Here is a 19,815-nt window from a genome sequence, read left to right on the forward strand (position 1 = left end):
ATCTCCTAACAATTTTAAAATTTTGTATTATTGTTAAGATTGTCTGCATTGAATATGACATCAGAATGACGTGGGCAAATAGCCCTGATGCGTCTAGCTTACACACTGAGCTAAGTGTATCAACCTAAAAGATAGTATTTCTGCCCGCTTGCTTGGCTTGATACAACTGCTGATCTGTTTTTTCAATAAACGCAAATAAGTCATCTTTTTGAGATGGAATAATCGTATTCACGCCTTGGCTAATGGTCAGGATATTGGCTACTTGCGATTGCTGATGTGGAATATTGGCCTGCTGTATTAAATGCTGACAGCGTTCTGCGATCGTTCTTGCCGCCACCGCATCGGTTTCTGGCAATACAATCACAAACTCTTCGCCACCAAATCTTGCAATCAAGTCGCGTGAACGTGTCACCGCCTGACTCAAGACTTGTGTCACCTGCTTCAAGCAAGTATCGCCTTGCAGGTGGCCGTAACAATCGTTGTATTGCTTAAAGAAATCAATGTCTAAAATAATTAATGACAGGGGATGGCGATGCCGTTTTGCATTCAGCCATTCCAGCTCAATCACCGAATCAAACATACGGCGATTCGGCAAATCGGTTAGCCCATCTTTAAACGAAAGGTGCTCCAGCTCTTTTTGCAGACGTAATATTTCCTCTTCGGATTTCTTGCGTTCGCTAATATCAAACATAAAACCAATCAGTGAGGTCACTTCACCTTGTTCATCACGCACCACATGCACCACATCACGAATCCACACATAGTGACCACTTTTGGTCAAGGCACGATAGTCGGCCTCGTGATCATGGCCAGCCTTAGATTGCGCGATACAATAACCAGGCACAATTTCGCGATCTTCCGGATGCATTCTGGCAACCCAATCTTCCGCGCTGACCCAACTATCAACAGTCCAACCCAGTAGTTTTTCAATTTGCGGGCCGATATAACTGAACTGCATAGTGCGCCAATCGATTTGCCAAGGGATGGCTTTGGTGGACTCAAGCAAGGTTTTATAGACGTCTTGATCGGTGGTTTGGTTTTGCGGTTGATTTTGCATGATGACTTTGTGATTCTTTATTCTTAAGCGATATTTTATACGGATATTTAAATCTTTAACGGCATGAGTTACCAATATATTTAATTATTCACGAATAAATTACTCGCGTAGCTTGTTTGTCACTGAAGATTTTTCTTGCCTGAGTGGTGTGAGTAAATCGCTTAACCCATTATGGTCAATTTCTTGCATCAATTGTAATAAGCGCCCTAGCTCACCTTTAGGAAAGCCCTCGCGTGCAAACCAATTTAAATAATGACCGGGTAAATCGGCCAGTAAACGCCCTTTGTATTTGCCGTATGGCATGGGAAAAGTCACCAACTTTACTAAATCTTCATCGTGCATATGGTTATGTTAAAGCAATTGTTCTGTGAATCCACGCAATTATTTATTCACTTGACGCACTTTAATCGTGGCATCATGGTCTCCAATATATAGGCATGATGAACGAAAAAGACAACAATGGCAGAAACCAATTCCTCCGCAAGTAGCACTCAAAGCAAAAACGTCGCGTCACTTAAAGATTTATGGCCTTTTTTAAAACCATATCGCCTGCAGGCCAGCATCGCCTTTGTGTTGCTGTGTTTAGCATCCGGCGCATTACTATTGGTGCCATTGGCGTTTCGCGATTTGATTGACGTGGGTTTTGGCAGTGCAAAAACCGCTAACCTAGCCAGTCATGTCAACCTTAACACACAGTTTGGCGTACTCTTTGGCTTGGCTGCTTTCTGGGCGTTGATGGTCGCCTCGCGTTATTTCACAGTCTCGTGGATTGGCGAGCGCGTCACCGTTGACTTACGTAGCGCGGTCTACGGGCGTGTGATGCACCAATCGCCACAATTTTTTGAGACATTACAAACGGGCGAGGTGCTGTCACGCCTCACCGGCGATACCACACTGATTCAAACGGTGGTGGGTAGCTCCGCATCCATGGGCTTACGCAGCTTATTCCAATTTATTGGCGGCATGATCATGCTGGCCGTCACTAGCTTTTACCTGTTCTCCATCAATATCGGGCTGATGATCTGTCTGATTCTACCAATCATGATGATAGGCCGCTCTGTAAAAAAGCTCTCGCGTGAATCGCAAGATCGTATCGCGGATAGCTCTGCCATGGCGGGTGAGATTTTAAATGCCATGCCCACCGTGCAATCGTATACCCAAGAGCAGCGCGAGATTAAACGCTTTACCGCCTCTGCCGAGCTCAGCTTCAAGACTGCTATCCGCAGAGTACGCGTGCGCGCCTTACTGACCGCCATCATTATCACTGCGGTCATGGGCACCATTATCTTTGTATTGTGGCTAGGCGCACGCCAAGTCAGCCAAGGGGTGATGACGGGCGGTGAACTCGCTTCTTTTGTACTTTACGCAGCAATGGTAGCGGGTAGTGTGAGCACCATGGCCGAAGTATGGGGTGATATCATGCGTGCGGCGGGGGCAACGGAACGCCTGTTGGAGTTATTACACACCACATCCCCCATCCAGGCATCTGAAAATCAGCTTGCTTTGGCAAATCACCTACAGGCGTCGATTTCCTTTCAAGAGGTGCATTTTTACTATCCATCCAGACCATTAAGCCCGGCACTTAAGCAAATCAACCTAGAAATTAAAGCGGGAGAGACAATTGCCTTAGTCGGGCCTTCTGGTGCGGGTAAAACCACCATGTTTCAACTGTTATTGCGTTTTTACGATGTCATTTCTGGCAGCATTCAGATCAATGGTCAAGATATTCGCCAGCTTTCACTGCAAGACTTACGCGGCATGATGGCGATTGTGCCGCAAGATCCCGTCATCTTTTCAGCCAACGTATTAGAGAATATTCGCTATGGACGTCAAAATGCGACTGATACTGAAGTGATGGCCGCCGCAGAAGCAGCACAAGTCGCACAGTTTGTGACTCAACTACCTGAAGGTTACCAAACCTTTTTAGGCGAGCGCGGCACCCGCTTGTCTGGAGGTCAGCGCCAGCGCATTGCCATTGCGCGCGCCATTTTAAAAGATGCCCCCATCTTATTGCTAGACGAAGCCACCAGTGCATTGGATGCAGAATCCGAAATTTTGGTGCAACAAGGCTTGAACGCCGCTATGCAAGGCCGCACCACCTTGATCATTGCCCATCGTTTAGCCACCGTGCAAAAAGCAGATCGCATCATTGTGATGGAGCAAGGGGAAATTGTGGAAATGGGCAGCCCAGAACAGTTACGACTGCAGTCTGGACTGTACGCCAAGCTGGCTAATCTACAGTTTGATGCAAGTTAGACTGTCAAAATTGACGACGCCAGCCCCTGCAAAGTAGTGGCCCGAGTGTCATGAATTAAACGTGGTACTGCTTACTGTGCTTGTGAACAGCGGCAATAAACGCTGCAGCATTTTCTGGTGGCGTCCATTGTGTAATGCCATGACCCAAGTTAAATACATGGCCATGGCCATGGCCGTAACTGGCTAAAATACTTGCCACTTCTTTCTCAATCGCTTCTGGTGTACTTAACAAAATGGCTGGGTCCATATTGCCTTGTAGCCCCACTTTGTTACCCACACGCTGACGTGCTTGACCAATATCCACTACCCAATCTAAGCCTAAAGCATCTGCACCAATGGCAGCTTGTGCTTCTAGCCACAGCGCACCGCCCTTGGTAAATACAATGCTAGGCACTGTTTTCCCATCTGCCGTTTTGGTTAAACCCGCCACGATTTTTTGCATATAATTGAGTGAGAACTCAACATAGGCATTGTGCGATAGTGCGCCACCCCATGAATCAAAGATCATGACCGCTTGTGCACCTGCAGCAATTTGCGCATTGAGATATTGAATAATGGTTTGCGCATTCACCTCTAATATATGATGCAGCAATTCCGGACGCGCATACATCAGCTTTTTAGTGTTTAAGAAGTCTGTACCACCTTTTCCTTCCACCATATAGGTGGCAAGCGTCCATGGGCTACCAGAAAAACCAATCAGTGGTACGCGCCCATTCAAGGCTTTTCGGATGCTGCTGACTGCATCAAACACATACTGCAGCTTGGCCATGTCTGGCACTTCTAGTGCGCGGATAGAAGCTTCATCACTGGCACTGCGCTCAAACTTAGGGCCTTCACCTTCGGTGAAATATAGCCCCAAACCCATGGCATCTGGCACCGTTAAAATATCCGAAAACAGAATGGCGGCATCTAATGGGTAGCGGTCTAGTGGCTGTAAGGTCACTTCTGTAGCAAAGCTAGGGCTTTGACATAACTGCATAAAACTACCAGCTGTTTTGCGGCTTTCACGATACTCTGGTAAATAACGCCCCGCTTGACGCATCATCCATACTGGCGTGTATGTAGTGGGTTGGCGCATCAGCGCTTTTAAAAAAGTATCGTTTTGTAATGTGGTCATTGCTTATGCTCAAAAAACTTGGGGATACATCGTATCCCCAATTCAATTATCAAACACTGATGAATATCAATCTAACTTATCTTGCTATGCATTATCTAGGCAATGCAGAAGCGCCCATTAAAAACTCATCCACAGCACGTGCTGCTTGACGACCTTCACGGATAGCCCATACCACTAATGATTGACCGCGACGCATATCTCCAGCCGCAAATACTTTGGCTTTAGAAGTCTTGTAGCTGCTGTCACCCTCAGTAGCCGCTTTGGCATTGCCACGGTTATCTTTTTCCACACCAAAGGCATCCAATACCTTTTGTAAGGGGGAAACAAAACCCATGGCCAACAATACCAAATCTGCTTTCATGATAAATTCAGAGCCAGGTACTTCAGCCATTTTGCCGTCTTTCCATTCCACGCGTGCCGCTTTTAAGCCGACCACTTTGCCGTTCTCGCCAATCAGCTCTTTGGTGGTGACAGACCAATCACGGTTTGCACCTTCCTCATGTGAGCTAGAAGTACGTAGCTTTAATGGCCAGTTTGGCCATACCAGCTCTTTGTTTTCTTTTTCTGGCGGTTGTGGCATCAGTTCAAACTGGCTAATACTCAATGCGCCATGACGATTTGAAGTACCGACACAGTCAGAACCGGTATCACCGCCACCAATCACCACCACGTGTTTGTTAGTCGCCATGATGCGATCAGGGATCGTATCGCCTGCGACTACTTTATTTTGTGGTGTTAAAAAGTCCATGGCAAAATGTACGCCATCTAATTCGCGACCCGGCACTGGCAAATCACGTGGGTGTTCCGCGCCACCAGCCAAGATGACAGCGTCATATTGATTGACCACATCGTCTGCGTTGACATTCTCACCTACGTATTGATTGACTTTAAACGTCACACCTTCGGCTTCCATTTGCGCCATACGACGATCAATATGGGATTTTTCCATTTTGAAGTCAGGAATACCGTAGCGTAACAAGCCACCAATACGGTCATTTTTTTCTAATACAGTCACTGCATGACCGGCGCGTGCTAATTGCTGTGCAGCAGCCAAACCAGCGGGGCCTGAGCCCACGACTGCAATTTTTTTACCGGTTTTAGTCGGGTTGATTTGTGGTGTGACCCAATCGTTTTCCCATGCTTTATCAATAATCGCATGCTCAATGGATTTAATGCCAACGGCATCGTTATTGATGTTGAGCGTACAGGCTGCCTCACACGGTGCTGGGCAAATACGTCCAGTAAACTCTGGGAAATTATTGGTGGAATGCAATACATCAATCGCACTGTGCCAATCTTGGTTGTATACCAAATCATTCCAATCCGGAATGATATTGTTGATTGGACAGCCAGTAGTACAGAATGGAATACCACAATCCATGCAACGTGCACCTTGTTGCTTGGCTTGGTCGTCGGTGAGATGTAATACAAACTCTTTATAGTTTTTAACGCGATCCTGTACTGGCAAATTTGCCTCAGACAGACGCTCGAACTCCATAAAACCAGTTACTTTACCCATATCTTTATTTTCTCAATCAATACGTTATTAGGCTGCTTGTTTTGCAGTGGCTGCTGCAAGTTCTGTCAAGGCGCGCTTGTACTCATTAGGCATGACTTTTACAAATTTTGTTCTCGCATTAGTCCAATCTGCCAATAACGCTTTTGCACGTGTACTGCCTGTTAACTGTGCATGGTTTTCAATCAAACTTTTTAGCGTTACTTCATCTGGCTGACCCAAATGCTGCACCTTACCTACATCTGCATCGGCGGCTTCTACTTTCTCAAGTGTCACCATGCTCATATTGCAACGTTGCGCAAACATACCGTCTTCGTCATACACATAAGCTACGCCACCACTCATGCCCGCAGCAAAGTTTTGACCTGTTAAGCCAAGCACCACCACGGTACCGCCTGTCATGTATTCACAACCGTGATTGCCCACGCCTTCTACCACGGCAGAAGCACCTGAGTTACGTACACAGAAACGTTCGCCAGCTACACCGCTGAGATAACTTTCACCTGTGGTTGCACCGTACATCACGGTATTGCCTACAATAATGTTCTCATGCGAGATACCACGGAAAGTCACTGGCGGTTTGATGATGATACGGCCACCACACAAGCCTTTACCTACGTAGTCATTACCTTCACCGGTCAATTCAAACGTAATGCCTTTGGCCAAAAAGGCTGCAAAACTTTGGCCAGACGTACCAGTAAATTTCACATGGATGGTGCCATTTGGTAACCCTTGCGCGCCATAGCGGCTGGCAATTTGGTTAGACAACATGGTGCCGACGGTACGATTCGTGTTGGTGATAGCAATATCAATATTCACTTGCTCACCTTTTTCTAACGCCGGTTTTGCCAAGGCAATCAGCTTGTTATCCAACGCATTCACCAAGCCATGGTCTTGCACATCGTTATTTTTGCGTGAAACGCTCGCTGGCATCGCTGGTAAGTGGAACACTTTGCTGAAATCCAAACCATTAATTTTCCAATGTTCGATACCAGCCTTCATGTCCAGCAAATCTGCACGGCCAATCAAGTCATCAAATTTCGCAACACCCATGCTGGCCATTAGCTCGCGCAACTCTTCAGCCACAAAGAAGAAGTAGTTCACCACGTGTTCTGGTTGGCCAGTAAATTTCTTACGTAATTCAGGGTCTTGTGTCGCTACGCCAACTGGGCAAGTGTTGAGGTGACACTTACGCATCATGATACAGCCCTCCACCACCAACGGTGCTGTGGCAAAGCCAAACTCATCTGCCCCTAGCAATGCGCCTATCAATACATCGCGGCCTGTTTTCATTTGACCATCCACCTGCACGACTACACGGCCGCGCAATTGGTTGAGCACCAACGTTTGTTGGGTTTCGGCTAAGCCTAATTCCCAAGGCGTACCTGCATGCTTAATCGATGAAATTGGTGATGCACCCGTACCACCGTCATGACCCGCAACCACGATGTGGTCTGACTTGGCTTTGGCCACACCTGCAGCCACAGTACCAATACCTGTTTCTGATACTAGTTTCACAGAAATAGACGCTTTTGGATTCGCGTTTTTTAAGTCGTGAATCAATTGCGCTAAATCTTCAATAGAGTAAATATCATGGTGTGGTGGTGGTGAAATTAAACCAACACCCGGCACGCTGAATCGCAATTGTGCAATATAAGGTGATACTTTATGGCCTGGTAATTGACCACCTTCGCCTGGTTTTGCACCCTGTGCCATCTTGATTTGAATTTGATCGGCAGAAGCCAAGTAATTCGCTGTCACGCCAAACCGGCCAGACGCCACTTGTTTGATGCGTGAGCGCATAGAATCGCCGGCTTTGAGCGGAATATTGGATTCAACTAAGTCCTCGCCAATAACTTGCGCCATGGTCGTTGCATTCGCAACTGGAATAAAGCGTTTCGCATCTTCACCACCTTCACCTGTATTGGATTTACCACCAATACGGTTCATGGCAATCGCCAAGGTAGCATGTGCTTCTGTAGAAATGGAACCTAATGACATCGCACCGGTTGCAAAACGTTTCACGATTTCTTTAGCAGACTCTACTTGCTCTAATGGAATTGCAGTGCCTAATGGTTTGATTTCAAATAAGCCACGCAATGTCATATGACGACGTGTTTGGTCGTTAATCAGTTTTGCGTATTCTTTATAAGTGTCGTATTTGCCGGTACGTGTTGCATTTTGCAGTTTAGAAATAGACTCCGGTGTCCACATATGCTCTTCACCGCGTACACGGAAAGCATATTCACCACCAGCATCCAATGCATTGGCAAGCACGGGGTCATTACCAAATGCTGAGTTGTGTAAGCGCAACGCTTCTTCAGCCACTTGCTCAATACCAATCCCTTCGATTTGGGTGGCCGTTCCAGTGAAGTATTCATTCACAAACGCAGTGTTCAAGCCAATCGCTTCAAAAATTTGCGCACCACAGTAAGATTGGTAAGTTGAAATACCCATTTTGGACATGACTTTATACAAGCCCTTGCCAATCGCTTTTACAAAGTTTTTCTGTGCTTTATAAGCATCATCACTTAAGTGCTTGATGGTTTCAAACGTTAGCCATGGGCAAACGGCTTCTGCACCATAGCCAGCGAGCAATGCAAAGTGATGCACCTCACGTGCGGAACCCGTATCAATCACCAATCCTGTACTGGTGCGCAAGCCTTCTTTGACCAAGTGCTCGTGTGTCGCAGAACATGCAAGCAGTGCAGGGATAGCAACACGATTTTTTGCGATAGCGCGATCAGACAAAATCAACACGTTGATGCCGGCATGCACCGCTTTCACTGCTTGCTCATGTAGCGCTTTAATGGCATTCGCCATGCCGGCTTTACCTAAAGCAGCATCGTACGTAATATCTAACACCAATGATTTATATTGGCCTTTGGTAGAAGACTCAATATTTTTCAATTGCTCCAACTCTTCTAGCATCAATACGGGCTGGCTAGCTTCCAAACGCAACGGCGGATTGGTTTCATCCACGCTCAATAAATTAGGTTTAGGGCCAATAAACGTGACCAAAGACATTACCAATTCTTCACGGATCGGGTCAATCGGTGGGTTGGTCACTTGCGCAAATAACTGTTTGAAATAGTTATAAATTTGTTTGGGCTTGTTAGACAGCACGGGCAGGGCAGCATCGTTACCCATCGAGCCGGCACCTTCTTCACCGTTAGCCACCATAGGCTGCAATACAAACTTAATATCTTCTTGTGTAAAGCCAAATGCTTGCTGCGTATCTAGCAGCGTTTCGTTCAGTGTTAAGTTCACTTCGATTTTTGGCAAATCGCTCAAATGGTAGCGTGACTGCTCAATCCATTGACGATATGGCTTAGCATTGGCTAACTGTTTTTTCGCCTCATTGTCGTCAATGATGCGGCCTTGCTCCATGTCAATCAGCAACATTTTGCCTGGTTGCAGACGCCATTTTTTGATAATTTTCTCTTGTGGGAAAGTAATCACACCCATTTCAGAAGCCATCATCACGATGTCATCTTCCGTCACCAAATAACGGGCAGGGCGCAAGCCATTGCGGTCTAAAGTTGCACCAATCATCTTGCCATCGGTAAACGCTACTGCTGCCGGGCCATCCCATGGCTCCATTAACGCTGCGTGATATTCGTAGAATGCACGTCTATCTTCATCCATCAGTGCATTGTTATTCCAAGCCTCTGGAATCAACATCATCATGGCATGTGGCAAGCTGTAACCACCAGCCACCAACAACTCTAAACAGTTATCAAAACAAGCTGAGTCAGATTGGCCGTCTGCAATCAGTGGCCATAATTTATCTAAATCTTCGCCAATCACTGTGGATTTCATCGTCTCATGACGCGCAGCCATCCAGTTGACATTGCCTTGCACGGTATTGATTTCGCCATTATGGGCAATCATGCGGAAAGGGTGGGCTAGATCCCAAGCCGGGAAGGTATTGGTTGAGAAACGTTGATGCACTAAGGCAAGTGCTGAAACGACTGTTTCGTCTACTAAGTCTTTGTAGTACACGCCTACTTCATTTGCCAACAGCATGCCTTTGTAGACGATGGTACGTGACGAAAATGAAGGTACATAGAACTGTGCTTTGTCCTGCAAGTTGAGTGCGCGCACTGCATGCTCAATACGTTTGCGAATCACAAAACATTTACGTTCAAAAACGTTGTTGTCTTTGGCTGCACTTGCCACGATCACTTGACGCATACATGGCTCTACTTCACGCGCTGCATCCGCAATATTGCCATTGTCGACCGGTACATCACGCCAGCCTAATAACGTTTGATTTTCTTCTGCAATGATCTTAGCGATGATTGCTTCACATTGCGCACGATTTTTCTGATCTTGTGGTAGGAACAAGTTACCAACCGCATATTGGCCGACTTCTGGCAATTCGATGCTCAGCTTAGCCGCCTCTTTACGCATAAACGCATCTGGCATTTGCATTAAAAGACCAGCACCATCCCCCAATTTAGGATCGTAGCCAGTGGCACCACGGTGGGTAAGATTGGTTAAGAGCTCTAAGCCTTTTGCGACGATATCGTGGCTTTTCTTACCTTTGATGTGCGCTACAAATCCAACGCCACAGCTATCTTTTTCATTGCGACGATCGTACAAACCTTGCGATTTTGGCGCCAATCCAGTGTGGGCCTGCATGGTTGCTTGAGTCTGCTCTAGGGTTTCGGGTGTGTTTACGGCTTGCATATTCTTTGCCTAATAATTCAATTACAAAACATTTAGCGGAACCTTCAATAATACCGTTAAACATGTGCAAGTTCAATCATTTAAGCATGATTATAGTGATAGTAGCCAAGTTTTTTATACGCCAATGTACGTATTTTGTTGACTCTTCAAATGAGAATGATTATCATTTGCAAACAGTGCATTTAATCTTAATCACTTTTTAGGAGTGGATGATGAACCAAACCCCTGATAATGCTGCTTGCGAAAAAATCATTTTGGCCGATAGTCTGGGCGTGAGATTGTACTATTGCCCCAATTGCGAAGTGGTCGAACTGGAGCTGGGCTCCATTTCAATCAGACTCAGTCCGAGCAGCATTCAGAGCATCGCCAACATCATGATGAAGGCCAGCTTGCGCCTAGATGCGGTCTACCAACATCCAAGACAAGCAAGAACGACACAAGTAGAGCGCAGGGAAGAGCCTGATCTCAATGAGATGCAGCGCACCGTGACACCTCAGCTAGTCCATTGATTTCGGCAGATTAACGCAGTGATGCAAAAGCCTTAGCAGCAGCTTCGATGGTGCATGTGATGTCTGCATCGGTATGTGCGGCTGATACAAAACCTGCCTCGAACGCAGAAGGCCCTAAATAGACACCGCTATCCAGCATGCTGTGGAAAAACTGGTTAAAGTGCGCCTTGTTGTTGTCGCGCATAATTTCCGCATAGCTACTTGGGCAAGTCTGGCTAAAGTACAGGCCAAACATACCGCCTACACTCTGCGCAGAAAAAGTCACGCCTGCATGCTGAGCAGCTTGCATCAAACCATCCATCAATTTTTTGGTTTGCGCAGTGAGTTTGTCGTAAAATCCAGCAACTTGCACGAGTTTAAGCGTGGTCAATCCGGCAGAGACTGCGACAGGATTACCGGATAACGTACCAGCTTGATACACTTTACCTACTGGCGCTAGGCATTGCATGATGTCTTTGCGTCCTCCAAAAGCGCCAACTGGTAAGCCACCGCCAATGACTTTGCCCAGCGTTGTCATGTCCGGCTGAATGTTATAAAGCGCCTGCGCACCGCCTAAAGCGACACGGAAGCCTGTCATCACCTCATCAAATATCAACACCGCGCCGTGTTTGGTACATAGTTCGCGCAATGTAGTCAGGAATTCCATGTGCGGCACGATTAGGTTCATGTTGCCGACCACTGGCTCAATAATCACGCAGGCAATTTCATCACCCATTTGTTTGAATATATCTTCTAATTGCTGCGTATTGTTGTATTCCAACGTGAGCGTATGTGCAGCCACACTTGCAGGCACACCGCCAGAATCCGGCTCACCAAATGTCAGCAAACCAGAGCCCGCTTTTACCAGTAAGCCATCAGAATGCCCATGATAGCAACCCTCAAACTTAATGATTTTATCGCGCCCGGTAAAACCACGCGCTGTGCGAATCGCACTCATGGTTGCCTCGGTGCCGCTGCTATTCAAACGCACTTGCTCCATGCTAGGCACAAGCTTATTAATCAGCTCTGCCATTTCCAACTCTAAGCCAGTCGGTGCGCCAAACGATAAACTATTGGCCGCCGCCGCCTGTACTGCTGCCACCACCTCGGGGTGCGCATGCCCTAAAATCATCGGGCCCCAAGAGTTGATGTAATCAATGTATTCTTTACCATCGACATCCCACAGCTTGGAACCCAACCCTTTTTTAAAGAATACCGGTGTGCCGCCTACCGAGCGAAATGCACGCACTGGTGAATTCACGCCACCGGGAATAAGTTGTTGAGATTTTTCAAACAGGGTTTGGTTAGTGGTTGTCATAGTAGAAAATGTTAAGCGTGAAATAATTGGGTGTAACGTTGGGTTATGTGACGAATATCGTCGTCATAAAAAATATCCGTAATCACTGCAAGCGCATCTGCGCCGGCATCAATGACTTGATGAGCATTGTCGATATGAATGCCGCCTATGCCCACCAGCGGTAACTTTACCTTTTGCTTAGCCTCTGCAAACAAGCTCAGCGGCGCATGTACGGCATTCGGTTTGGTTTCGGAAGCAAAGCACGCGCCGAACGCTACATAAGACGCACCAGCAGCTTCTGCCTGAATGGCTAGATCTAACCAGTTATAGCAAGATGCACCAATGATTTTATGCGGGCCCAGCAAGCGACGCGCTGCGCTTAAGTCACAATCTGAAGCGCCCACATGCAAACCATCCGCATCAATTTGCGCACACAAATCCAGATGGTCGTTAATAATGAGTGGCACACCGAAGCTGCGGCATAGCGCCAACAGCGCAGTCGCCTGACGTAACAGTAACTGCTTGTCTGCAAACTTGTTTCGATACTGCACAAGTGAAGCGCCACCTTCCAGTGTTAAACGCACTTTCTCACACAGCAGCTCTACTTCCAAGATATCCGGCGTGACTGCGTATAAACCTTTAATGTTGTAGCGAGATGGCTTTGTCATTTGGATTGTCATCTTCACGCGCCCAGAAGAATCTATCTGGGATAAATTGCCCCATGCCTGGGCGGAATGCGTGTTTGAGCGTTTGCCATGTGTATTCTTGCGCTTCCTGCACCGCTTCTTCCATGGTCAAACCATGCGCCAAACAGGCAGCAATGGCACTGGTCAACGTGCAGCCGGAACCATGATAGCTACCAGCCAGACGCTCCCAATGGTAGGCTTTAATCAAGCCATTGACGCCAGACATTTGCATGCCATACAGCGAGTTCACCACATCAGTCGAGCGCTCATGTGTACCGGTAATGAGCACGTACTCGCAACCCATTTCCAGCAAACGCTGCGCAGATTCATCCAAAGTAGTATGTTTGACCTCTTCGCCTTCATCGTAATAGGCCAGCCGGCGCGCTTCTAAACTATTGGGCGTAATCAGGGTGGCTTGCGGGAACAATAGCTCGCACATGGCGGCCTGCATTTCCTCATTACTCAACTCATCGCCACGGCCAGAGGTCAAAATCGGATCTATCAACAATGGAATATCAGGATAATCCGCCACAATTTCCGCAATCACCGCTACATTTTCTACACTGCCGAGCAAACCCAATTTAAAAGCAGCCACCTGCACATCTTCCAAGATGGTGCGGGCTTGATCATTGATCCAATCTGCATCCAAAGGCATGACACTTTCCACGCCCACAGTATCTTGTACAGTAATGCCTGTGATGACTGACAACGGATGGCAGCCTATACTGGCCAACGCCAATACATCGGCTTGCATGCCTGCACCACTACTAGGATCTGTGGCGGCAAACGTCATAACGGTGGGAGGGGTAGGTGCCATAATGCTCTCTAACGAAGCGTAAAATTAAAAAATGTATCGCAATAGACCAAGTAGCAATTGCTACAAAGTGCTTATTATCCTACATAAATGCAATTGACTCTAATGTTAACGCGCTGCGTATATTGGCTAAATATCGAACACCTGCTCGGTAATTGAAAAAGGCTGAATTGTGGTATGCATTTTTTTTGCTAGATTACGCTCTTGCTTGTAAAAAGCAGTAAAAATGTGATTCAACACACGCTCGTAGTTAATTTCTTGCGAAAGTGGTTTCCACTGCATATTGTCTAAACAATAATTGGTGTAGCGCTTATATTTTTGCGTTAAATCGTCATCGCCATGTTCCATTTGAAAATTGTACGAAGCCACGGTTGCACCATAGCGATTCGCCCAAATAAAAAAGGCTAATTCTGGAATCGATAAACTATTCGGAACAGTTAAGTTATTTTCGGCAACCGCCTGCGTAATACATTCTGCAATAAATGCAATCAGGTGATTAATCCTGTCGTCTAAAATACCATTCAGTTCCGGACTGACTGCCAACCTGTTCACTTCGGAATTTGCAATAAAGATACATTGATAATTAATAGGTTTGAGTCGGTGACACAACACATGTGTTGCGTACAGCACCAATAGGCGCTCCCTAGAAAGGGCATCATAGCCTTTTGCCAATTCCATCAGACCGGACCAATAGTTAAGCCCTTTGATGCCTAAATAAGTAATGAGCGTTTCTTTAGAGGGAAACTGTTTATAAAACGTCCCTCTGGAAACACTGCTTTGACTAATGACTTCTTGCAGCGTTAAGCCATTAATCCCTTTTTTGGCGACGATTTCCTCGGCGATCAAAGTGATTTCTTCTAACCGCTTTTCATCTACTTGCCGCTTGCGAGATCTTTTTTCCATGACCAAATCAACCTGAAGAATTTAACAAAAATATACAATTGTATAAATAGCTGTGCTAATATATACACATGTATAATAATGGCGCTATTTTTAAGCTATTAACAATAGTTTACATTTTAATGCAGATAACGGCACTAAGACCGATTAGCTTTTGATGATTAATTTGCACATACCAGCTATTGATTTATTGAAGAAATTTCCACTTGAGGGAGTGATTTTGAATAAAGTAATGACATCTCATACAGTAATGCACCTATCAGCATATACACGGGCTAATGGTTAGCCCAGTTCAACCAAAACATTTGCGCCTGCAAATAGCTTACTTGTTTACAAAAATCTCCACACTTTAGCAAACAACCATTTAGATCAAGGACAATAGATGTCTAGCTCGAAAACGCCTTCTTTAGATGAAGTTACCATTGCGTACATCCGGGCAGGCAATGTGTATATCAACGCCAGAATTACCGGCGGACTTTTTGCTAATCTCAAAGGGCTCTTATCTGGGCCGCCATTAAACGATAGAGAAGCGCTAGTACTTTCCCCCTGTAATAGCGCGCACACCTGCGGTATGCAATACGCCATTGATCTGATTTTTTTAAACAAACAATTCCAAGTACTTAAAATTGTACATGCGCTACAACCTTGGCGTTTTACTTATTGCAAAGAAGCCACCCACACCATGAAAATGCGAGGGGGCCAAGCCATCAATTTGGACTTGCAAATAGGTCAAACGTTTATTTTTTACCCGACGACGACTGATTGAAATCACTCAGCAGCTGAGCACAATCGGAGAATTTGGAGCGGCTGACGGGAATCGAACCCGCGTATCGAGCTTGGGAAGCTAGCGTTCTACCATTGAACTACAGCCGCAAAAATTGATTTTTTACAGGACGCTATTTTACTGTATTTTAGAGGTGCTGTAGCGGTCATCTATACAATTAAGTAGCAAGCGTCGTTTGCTTAAAACTCTAGTGGATCGATATCCAGCGCCCAGCGTATTTTAGAAGATAACGGGTGCGCGCGTAATTGTGGTACCCACACATGCAGCAAACGTTGTAGGGTTTGGCGTTTTTCTGCCTGCAATAATACATAGGCTCTCTCCAAGCCTTTTAAGCGCTCCATCTGCGGCCGAACCGGATCATATAGCGTCACTTCGTTGGCATGTTGCCTTGCATAGGCGGCAGCACTGTTTAAAAACTGCTGTACCTGCTGATAATCGCTGGCTTCGGCTTTCAGCAGCACAAAAAAGCGGCTGGGCGGTAACTGCATGGCTATGCGCTCTTGTAGCAAGGTATTGGCATAAGCGGCATAATCTTGCGCACGCAATGCATGGAACAAATCATGCTGCGGAAACGCTGTCTGAATTAACACTTCTCCTGCCACAGCAGCCCGGCCAGCGCGACCAGACACTTGCATCAACTGCGAAAATAAACGTTCACTGGCTCTAAAATCAGGGCTGTATAGCGCAGTGTCTGTGTCTATCACGCCGACCAAAGTCAGATTAGGGAAATCATGCCCTTTTGCCAACATCTGCGTGCCCACCAAGATATCAATCTCGCCTGCATGTACCTTGCTCAATAATGTGGTCAAGGCATCTTTGCTACGCATGCTGTCGCGGTCTACACGCGCAATACGTGCGGTGGGGAAAAGTGATTCCAACGTTTGCGATAAACGCTGTGTGGCTTGACCAATGGGTTTTAAATCTGCGTTGCCACAGCTTGGACATTGCAACGGAATCTTTTGCTCGTGCCCACAATGATGACACTTTAATCGGCGCTGACTTAGATGGACGACCAGCTTGGCCGAGCAGCGTGTGCAACTGGAATGCCATAAACAAGCCGAACAATGTAGCACCGGGGCATACCCGCGCCGGTTAATAAACAGTAAACTTTGTTCGCCCCTGGCTAAGCGCTTGCGCATGGCCTCTATCAGCAAGGGGGACAAGCCATTCTCGAGTGGTGATTTTGCTGAATCTATGCAAAAAATCTTGGGTAGCTGCGCCTGTGTAACCGCGCGCTGCGTTAAAGTCAGCAAGCCATAACTTTGTTTCTTTTCTGGCTGCGTGGTGGTATTGGAAGTTGTGGCGTTATACCAAGTTTCTAACGAGGGCGTTGCACTCCCCAATACAATCGGAATATTCAACTGCTTGGCGCGCACCATCGCTACATCGCGTGCATGGTAACGCATGCCTTCTTGCTGCTTGTATGAACCATCGTGTTCTTCATCCATCACCATCAGCTTTAAATGGGGCATGGGGGTAAACACGCTTAGCCGTGTACCAATCACAATTTTGGCTGCACCGGATTTTGCCGCCAGCCAATTTTGTAAGCGCTCACTCTCACTCAAATTACTGTGTAGCGTCACAAGCGGATATTGACTTAACCGACTCCTAAATCTTGCTTCTAGCTGTGGTGTTAAATTGATTTCTGGCACCAGCACCAGCGCTTGCGCATGTTCTTCCGCCAGAATATTGGCTAACAATTGAATATAAACTTCGGTTTTCCCGGAGCCGGTAATGCCATATAGCAACCATGGCTTAAATTGTTTGGGCGCGGCTAAAACCGCCTGAGTCGCATGCTGCTGTTCGGCATTGAGCGTTGGTGCCTGATGCGAACTTGGCACAGAAGGGCGAATAGCGATGACTTCTTGCGCCTGAATAAATCCTTCTTCGATGAGTGGTTGCACCCACTTGCGCCAACCTGTCGCAACCTCCGATAACTGCTGCTCTGACAAGCTATGCTGTACAGTCAATGCAGTCACAATGCGCTGCAGTACAATTTGGCGCTTTTGAATGCGCTCCGGTGGAATCGGCTTTGCGTAGCTGTAAACAAAGGTCTTACGCGATACCGCAGGTTTGATTTGGCGCAAGCGCAGCGGCAATGCGCTAATCAGCATTTGACCTAACGGGTAGTGATAATAAGCTGCACAAAATTTCAGTAACTGATAGGTTTGCGTATCTAGTGCAATATCATCAAACACATGCATCACGGTTTTTAGCTTATCCACCGGCACTTCGCTTTGTTGATGGATTGCCAGTACCACACCGACCAATTGGCGGCCAGCAAATGGCACCACCACCCGCTGCCCCACCTGCACCTGAAAGCCTGCATTCAGGTAATCAAATGTGCGGTCTAAAGGTACATCCAAAGCAACACTTATAATGTTGGGCTCGATTAGTGGTGCTGACATGAGTTCGGACAAGTAGGATTAATCATAGGAAATGGAAAATAGCGTGAATCACTACTTAATTAAGGTTAAAATAACGTTTTCTACACCAAATATTGTTTAAATAGTCATTAAACAGCGAAATCACCCATCTTGAAACAAATTATCTCAGATTTATTACGTCAAGCAGCAAAATCTATTGTCGACGACACTGCCAATCTCACCATCACGCTCGAGCGCCCAAAATCCAGTCAGCATGGCGATTTTGCCAGCAATTTGGCCATGCAATTGGCTAAACCATTACGCCAAAACCCACGCGCAATCGCCGAGCGCATTATTCAAGCGCTTCCTGCTAGTGAGTACATTGCAAAGGTAGAGATTGCCGGCGCTGGTTTTATTAACTTCTTTTTAAGCGCAAATTCCAAACAGGCCGTGGTCGTAGATATCTTAAAGTCTGGCACCGCATTTGGCACAAGCAACGCAGGGCTGGGCCAAAAAGTGCAGGTGGAGTTTGTCTCTGCCAACCCAACGGGCCCACTGCATGTTGGGCATGGCCGTGGCGCAGCAGTGGGCGATTGTTTATGCCGCTTGTTAGATGCCAATGGCTGGGCTGTGACACGTGAGTTTTATTACAACGATGCCGGCGCGCAAATTGATAATTTAACCAAATCAGTGTTGGCACGTGCACAAGGTGTTGCCACTGACAGCACGGAGTTTCCGGCAGATGGCTACCGTGGTGACTATATCATGGACATTGCACAGGCTTTTGTTGCAAAAAGCACTGTGGTTGCCGACGACATGGAAGTGACTGCTAGTGGCGATTTAACGGACACAGATGGTATACGCAAATTTGCAGTGGCGTACCTGCGTCACGAGCAAGACATGGATTTACAAGCCTTTCAAATCAAATTTGATGTGTTTTCATTAGAAAGCGCCTTGTACACCACGGGTAAAGTTGAGCACGCCGTCAGCGCTTTGATTCAGAGTGGCCATACGTACGAGCAAGACGATGCGCTGTGGCTACGTACTACCGATTTTGGCGACGACAAAGACCGCGTGATGCGCAAAAAAGAAGGTGGTTATACCTATTTTGTGCCGGATGTGGCCTACCACTTAGATAAATGGAACCGCGGCTTTAAACGTGTGATCAACGAGCAGGGCGCAGACCATCACAGTACCATTACGCGTGTACGCGCAGGCCTGCAAGCTTTAAATGTGGGCATTCCACAAGCTTGGCCAGACTATGTGCTGCACCAAATGGTCACCGTGATGCGTGGCGGGGAAGAGGTCAAACTATCCAAGCGTGCTGGCAGCTATGTCACCTTGCGCGACTTGATTGAAGAAGTAGGCTGCGATGCCACGCGTTACTTTTTGGCAGCACGCCGTGCCGACTCACAATTAGTGTTTGATATTGATTTAGCGCGCGCACAAACCAACGACAACCCGGTGTATTACATTCAATATGCGCATGCCCGTATTTGCAGCGTGCTTGCACAGTGGGGCGGTGAAGTGAGCGCATTGCAACATGCTGATTTAAGCCCACTCGACACTAATAGCGAGACTACGCTGATGCAAAAACTGAGTGAATATCCAGAAGTAGTGAGTAATGCCTGCCAAGAGCTATCACCGCACAGCATTGCCACTTACTTAAAAGAGCTGGCGAGTGACTTACACAGCTATTACAATGACACCAAATTTTTAGTGGATGACGTGCCGACAAAACTAGCACGCATGGCACTGATTGCGGCCACCCAGCAAGTATTGCGCAATGGGTTAACCTTATTAGGTGTTTCCGCACCAGAAAAAATGTAGAGGAAATAG

Annotated in this window: 14 protein-coding genes and 1 tRNA gene; 4 read left to right on the plus strand and 11 right to left on the minus strand. The window is 46.8% G+C overall.

The genetic code is table 11. The features are described from left to right. Positions 1-124: 124 nt before the first annotated feature. Both FG11_RS11505 and FG11_RS11510 read right to left on the minus strand, forming a co-directional pair. Positions 125-1,057: a GGDEF domain-containing protein gene (locus tag FG11_RS11505; RefSeq protein ID WP_047535202.1), complete on the minus strand. Its 933-nt coding sequence runs from the start codon at positions 1,055-1,057 to the stop codon at positions 125-127. A gap of 99 nt (positions 1,058-1,156) precedes the next feature. After that, positions 1,157-1,399, minus strand: coding sequence for a DUF3820 family protein (locus FG11_RS11510; RefSeq protein WP_020183244.1), 243 nt, complete (start codon positions 1,397-1,399; stop codon positions 1,157-1,159). Positions 1,400-1,516: 117 nt separating this feature from the next. Here FG11_RS11510 and FG11_RS11515 point away from each other — a divergent pair, with 117 nt between their 5' ends. Next, entirely contained in the window at positions 1,517-3,313 is a 1,797-nt protein-coding gene (locus tag FG11_RS11515) for an ABC transporter transmembrane domain-containing protein (protein ID WP_047535206.1), read from the plus strand. 55 nt (positions 3,314-3,368) lie between these two features. On the opposite strand, the gene hemE is transcribed toward FG11_RS11515, so the two are convergent. The 3 genes from hemE to gltB all read right to left on the minus strand — a co-directional run bounded on the left by hemE (position 3,369) and on the right by gltB (position 10,593). Beyond that, positions 3,369-4,430 carry a uroporphyrinogen decarboxylase gene (gene hemE, locus FG11_RS11520; RefSeq protein ID WP_047535209.1) on the minus strand — a complete coding sequence of 354 codons (1,062 nt, stop codon included), beginning with the start codon at positions 4,428-4,430 and terminating at the stop codon, positions 3,369-3,371. Positions 4,431-4,521: 91 nt separating this feature from the next. Next, positions 4,522-5,949, minus strand: a complete 1,428-nt coding sequence (locus tag FG11_RS11525) for a glutamate synthase subunit beta (protein WP_025225175.1) — start codon at positions 5,947-5,949, stop codon at positions 4,522-4,524. A 27-nt stretch (positions 5,950-5,976) separates the two neighbouring features. Continuing rightward, entirely contained in the window at positions 5,977-10,593 is a 4,617-nt protein-coding gene (gene gltB / locus FG11_RS11530; RefSeq protein WP_088177932.1) for a glutamate synthase large subunit, read from the minus strand. A gap of 257 nt (positions 10,594-10,850) precedes the next feature. Here gltB and FG11_RS11535 point away from each other — a divergent pair, with 257 nt between their 5' ends. Next, the gene (locus tag FG11_RS11535; protein WP_152604067.1) at positions 10,851-11,150 is read left to right on the plus strand and encodes a hypothetical protein; all 300 of its coding nucleotides are present in this window, start codon (positions 10,851-10,853) and stop codon (positions 11,148-11,150) included. A 10-nt stretch (positions 11,151-11,160) separates the two neighbouring features. Here FG11_RS11535 and hemL read toward each other — a convergent pair whose 3' ends face one another. The 4 genes from hemL to FG11_RS11555 all read right to left on the minus strand — a co-directional run bounded on the left by hemL (position 11,161) and on the right by FG11_RS11555 (position 14,829). Then, the gene (hemL, locus tag FG11_RS11540) at positions 11,161-12,447 is read right to left on the minus strand and encodes a glutamate-1-semialdehyde 2,1-aminomutase (RefSeq protein ID WP_047535213.1); all 1,287 of its coding nucleotides are present in this window, start codon (positions 12,445-12,447) and stop codon (positions 11,161-11,163) included. Positions 12,448-12,458: 11 nt separating this feature from the next. Continuing rightward, positions 12,459-13,094 (minus strand): thiamine phosphate synthase, encoded by a 636-nt coding sequence (gene thiE, locus FG11_RS11545; protein ID WP_020183251.1) that lies wholly within the window; start codon positions 13,092-13,094, stop codon positions 12,459-12,461. After that, positions 13,066-13,929: a bifunctional hydroxymethylpyrimidine kinase/phosphomethylpyrimidine kinase gene (gene thiD / locus FG11_RS11550; protein WP_025225179.1), complete on the minus strand. Its 864-nt coding sequence runs from the start codon at positions 13,927-13,929 to the stop codon at positions 13,066-13,068. Before thiD ends, thiE begins: the two co-directional genes overlap by 29 nt. Before the next feature lie 126 nt (positions 13,930-14,055). Beyond that, positions 14,056-14,829, minus strand: coding sequence for a TetR/AcrR family transcriptional regulator (locus tag FG11_RS11555; protein ID WP_020183253.1), 774 nt, complete (start codon positions 14,827-14,829; stop codon positions 14,056-14,058). Positions 14,830-15,208: 379 nt separating this feature from the next. On the opposite strand from FG11_RS11555, the gene FG11_RS11560 reads away from it, so the two are divergent. Next, positions 15,209-15,592, plus strand: coding sequence for a DUF192 domain-containing protein (locus FG11_RS11560; RefSeq protein WP_052185034.1), 384 nt, complete (start codon positions 15,209-15,211; stop codon positions 15,590-15,592). A gap of 33 nt (positions 15,593-15,625) precedes the next feature. Here FG11_RS11560 and FG11_RS11565 read toward each other — a convergent pair. Together FG11_RS11565 and FG11_RS11570 are read right to left on the minus strand one after the other, a co-directional pair. Next, positions 15,626-15,699: transfer RNA gene (locus tag FG11_RS11565), tRNA-Gly, on the minus strand. A gap of 90 nt (positions 15,700-15,789) precedes the next feature. Next, the gene (locus tag FG11_RS11570) at positions 15,790-18,018 is read right to left on the minus strand and encodes a primosomal protein N' (protein WP_047535218.1); all 2,229 of its coding nucleotides are present in this window, start codon (positions 18,016-18,018) and stop codon (positions 15,790-15,792) included. A gap of 129 nt (positions 18,019-18,147) precedes the next feature. On the opposite strand from FG11_RS11570, the gene argS reads away from it, so the two are divergent. Next, positions 18,148-19,806 carry an arginine--tRNA ligase gene (gene argS, locus FG11_RS11575; protein WP_047535220.1) on the plus strand — a complete coding sequence of 553 codons (1,659 nt, stop codon included), beginning with the start codon at positions 18,148-18,150 and terminating at the stop codon, positions 19,804-19,806. The last annotated feature ends 9 nt before the right edge of the window (positions 19,807-19,815 follow it).

Source organism: Methylotenera sp. N17 (assembly GCF_000799155.1).
In the GTDB taxonomy this organism is placed as follows: Bacteria; Pseudomonadota; Gammaproteobacteria; order Burkholderiales; family Methylophilaceae; genus Methylophilus.

Bases quoted from the DNA above. Each gene is read 5' to 3' on its own strand.
- FG11_RS11505 (WP_047535202.1), bottom strand. From the start codon at position 1,057: ATGCAAAATCAACCGCAAAACCAAACCACCGATCAAGACGTCTATAAA.
- FG11_RS11510 (WP_020183244.1), bottom strand. From the start codon at position 1,399: ATGCACGATGAAGATTTAGTAAAGTTGGTGACTTTTCCCATGCCATAC.
- FG11_RS11515 (WP_047535206.1), top strand. From the start codon at position 1,517: ATGGCAGAAACCAATTCCTCCGCAAGTAGCACTCAAAGCAAAAACGTC.
- hemE (WP_047535209.1), bottom strand. From the start codon at position 4,430: ATGACCACATTACAAAACGATACTTTTTTAAAAGCGCTGATGCGCCAA.
- FG11_RS11525 (WP_025225175.1), bottom strand. From the start codon at position 5,949: ATGGGTAAAGTAACTGGTTTTATGGAGTTCGAGCGTCTGTCTGAGGCA.
- gltB (WP_088177932.1), bottom strand. From the start codon at position 10,593: ATGCAGGCCCACACTGGATTGGCGCCAAAATCGCAAGGTTTGTACGAT.
- FG11_RS11535 (WP_152604067.1), top strand. From the start codon at position 10,851: ATGATGAACCAAACCCCTGATAATGCTGCTTGCGAAAAAATCATTTTG.
- hemL (WP_047535213.1), bottom strand. From the start codon at position 12,447: ATGACAACCACTAACCAAACCCTGTTTGAAAAATCTCAACAACTTATT.
- thiE (WP_020183251.1), bottom strand. From the start codon at position 13,094: ATGACAAAGCCATCTCGCTACAACATTAAAGGTTTATACGCAGTCACG.
- thiD (WP_025225179.1), bottom strand. From the start codon at position 13,929: ATGGCACCTACCCCTCCCACCGTTATGACGTTTGCCGCCACAGATCCT.
- FG11_RS11555 (WP_020183253.1), bottom strand. From the start codon at position 14,829: ATGGAAAAAAGATCTCGCAAGCGGCAAGTAGATGAAAAGCGGTTAGAA.
- FG11_RS11560 (WP_052185034.1), top strand. From the start codon at position 15,209: ATGTCTAGCTCGAAAACGCCTTCTTTAGATGAAGTTACCATTGCGTAC.
- FG11_RS11570 (WP_047535218.1), bottom strand. From the start codon at position 18,018: ATGTCAGCACCACTAATCGAGCCCAACATTATAAGTGTTGCTTTGGAT.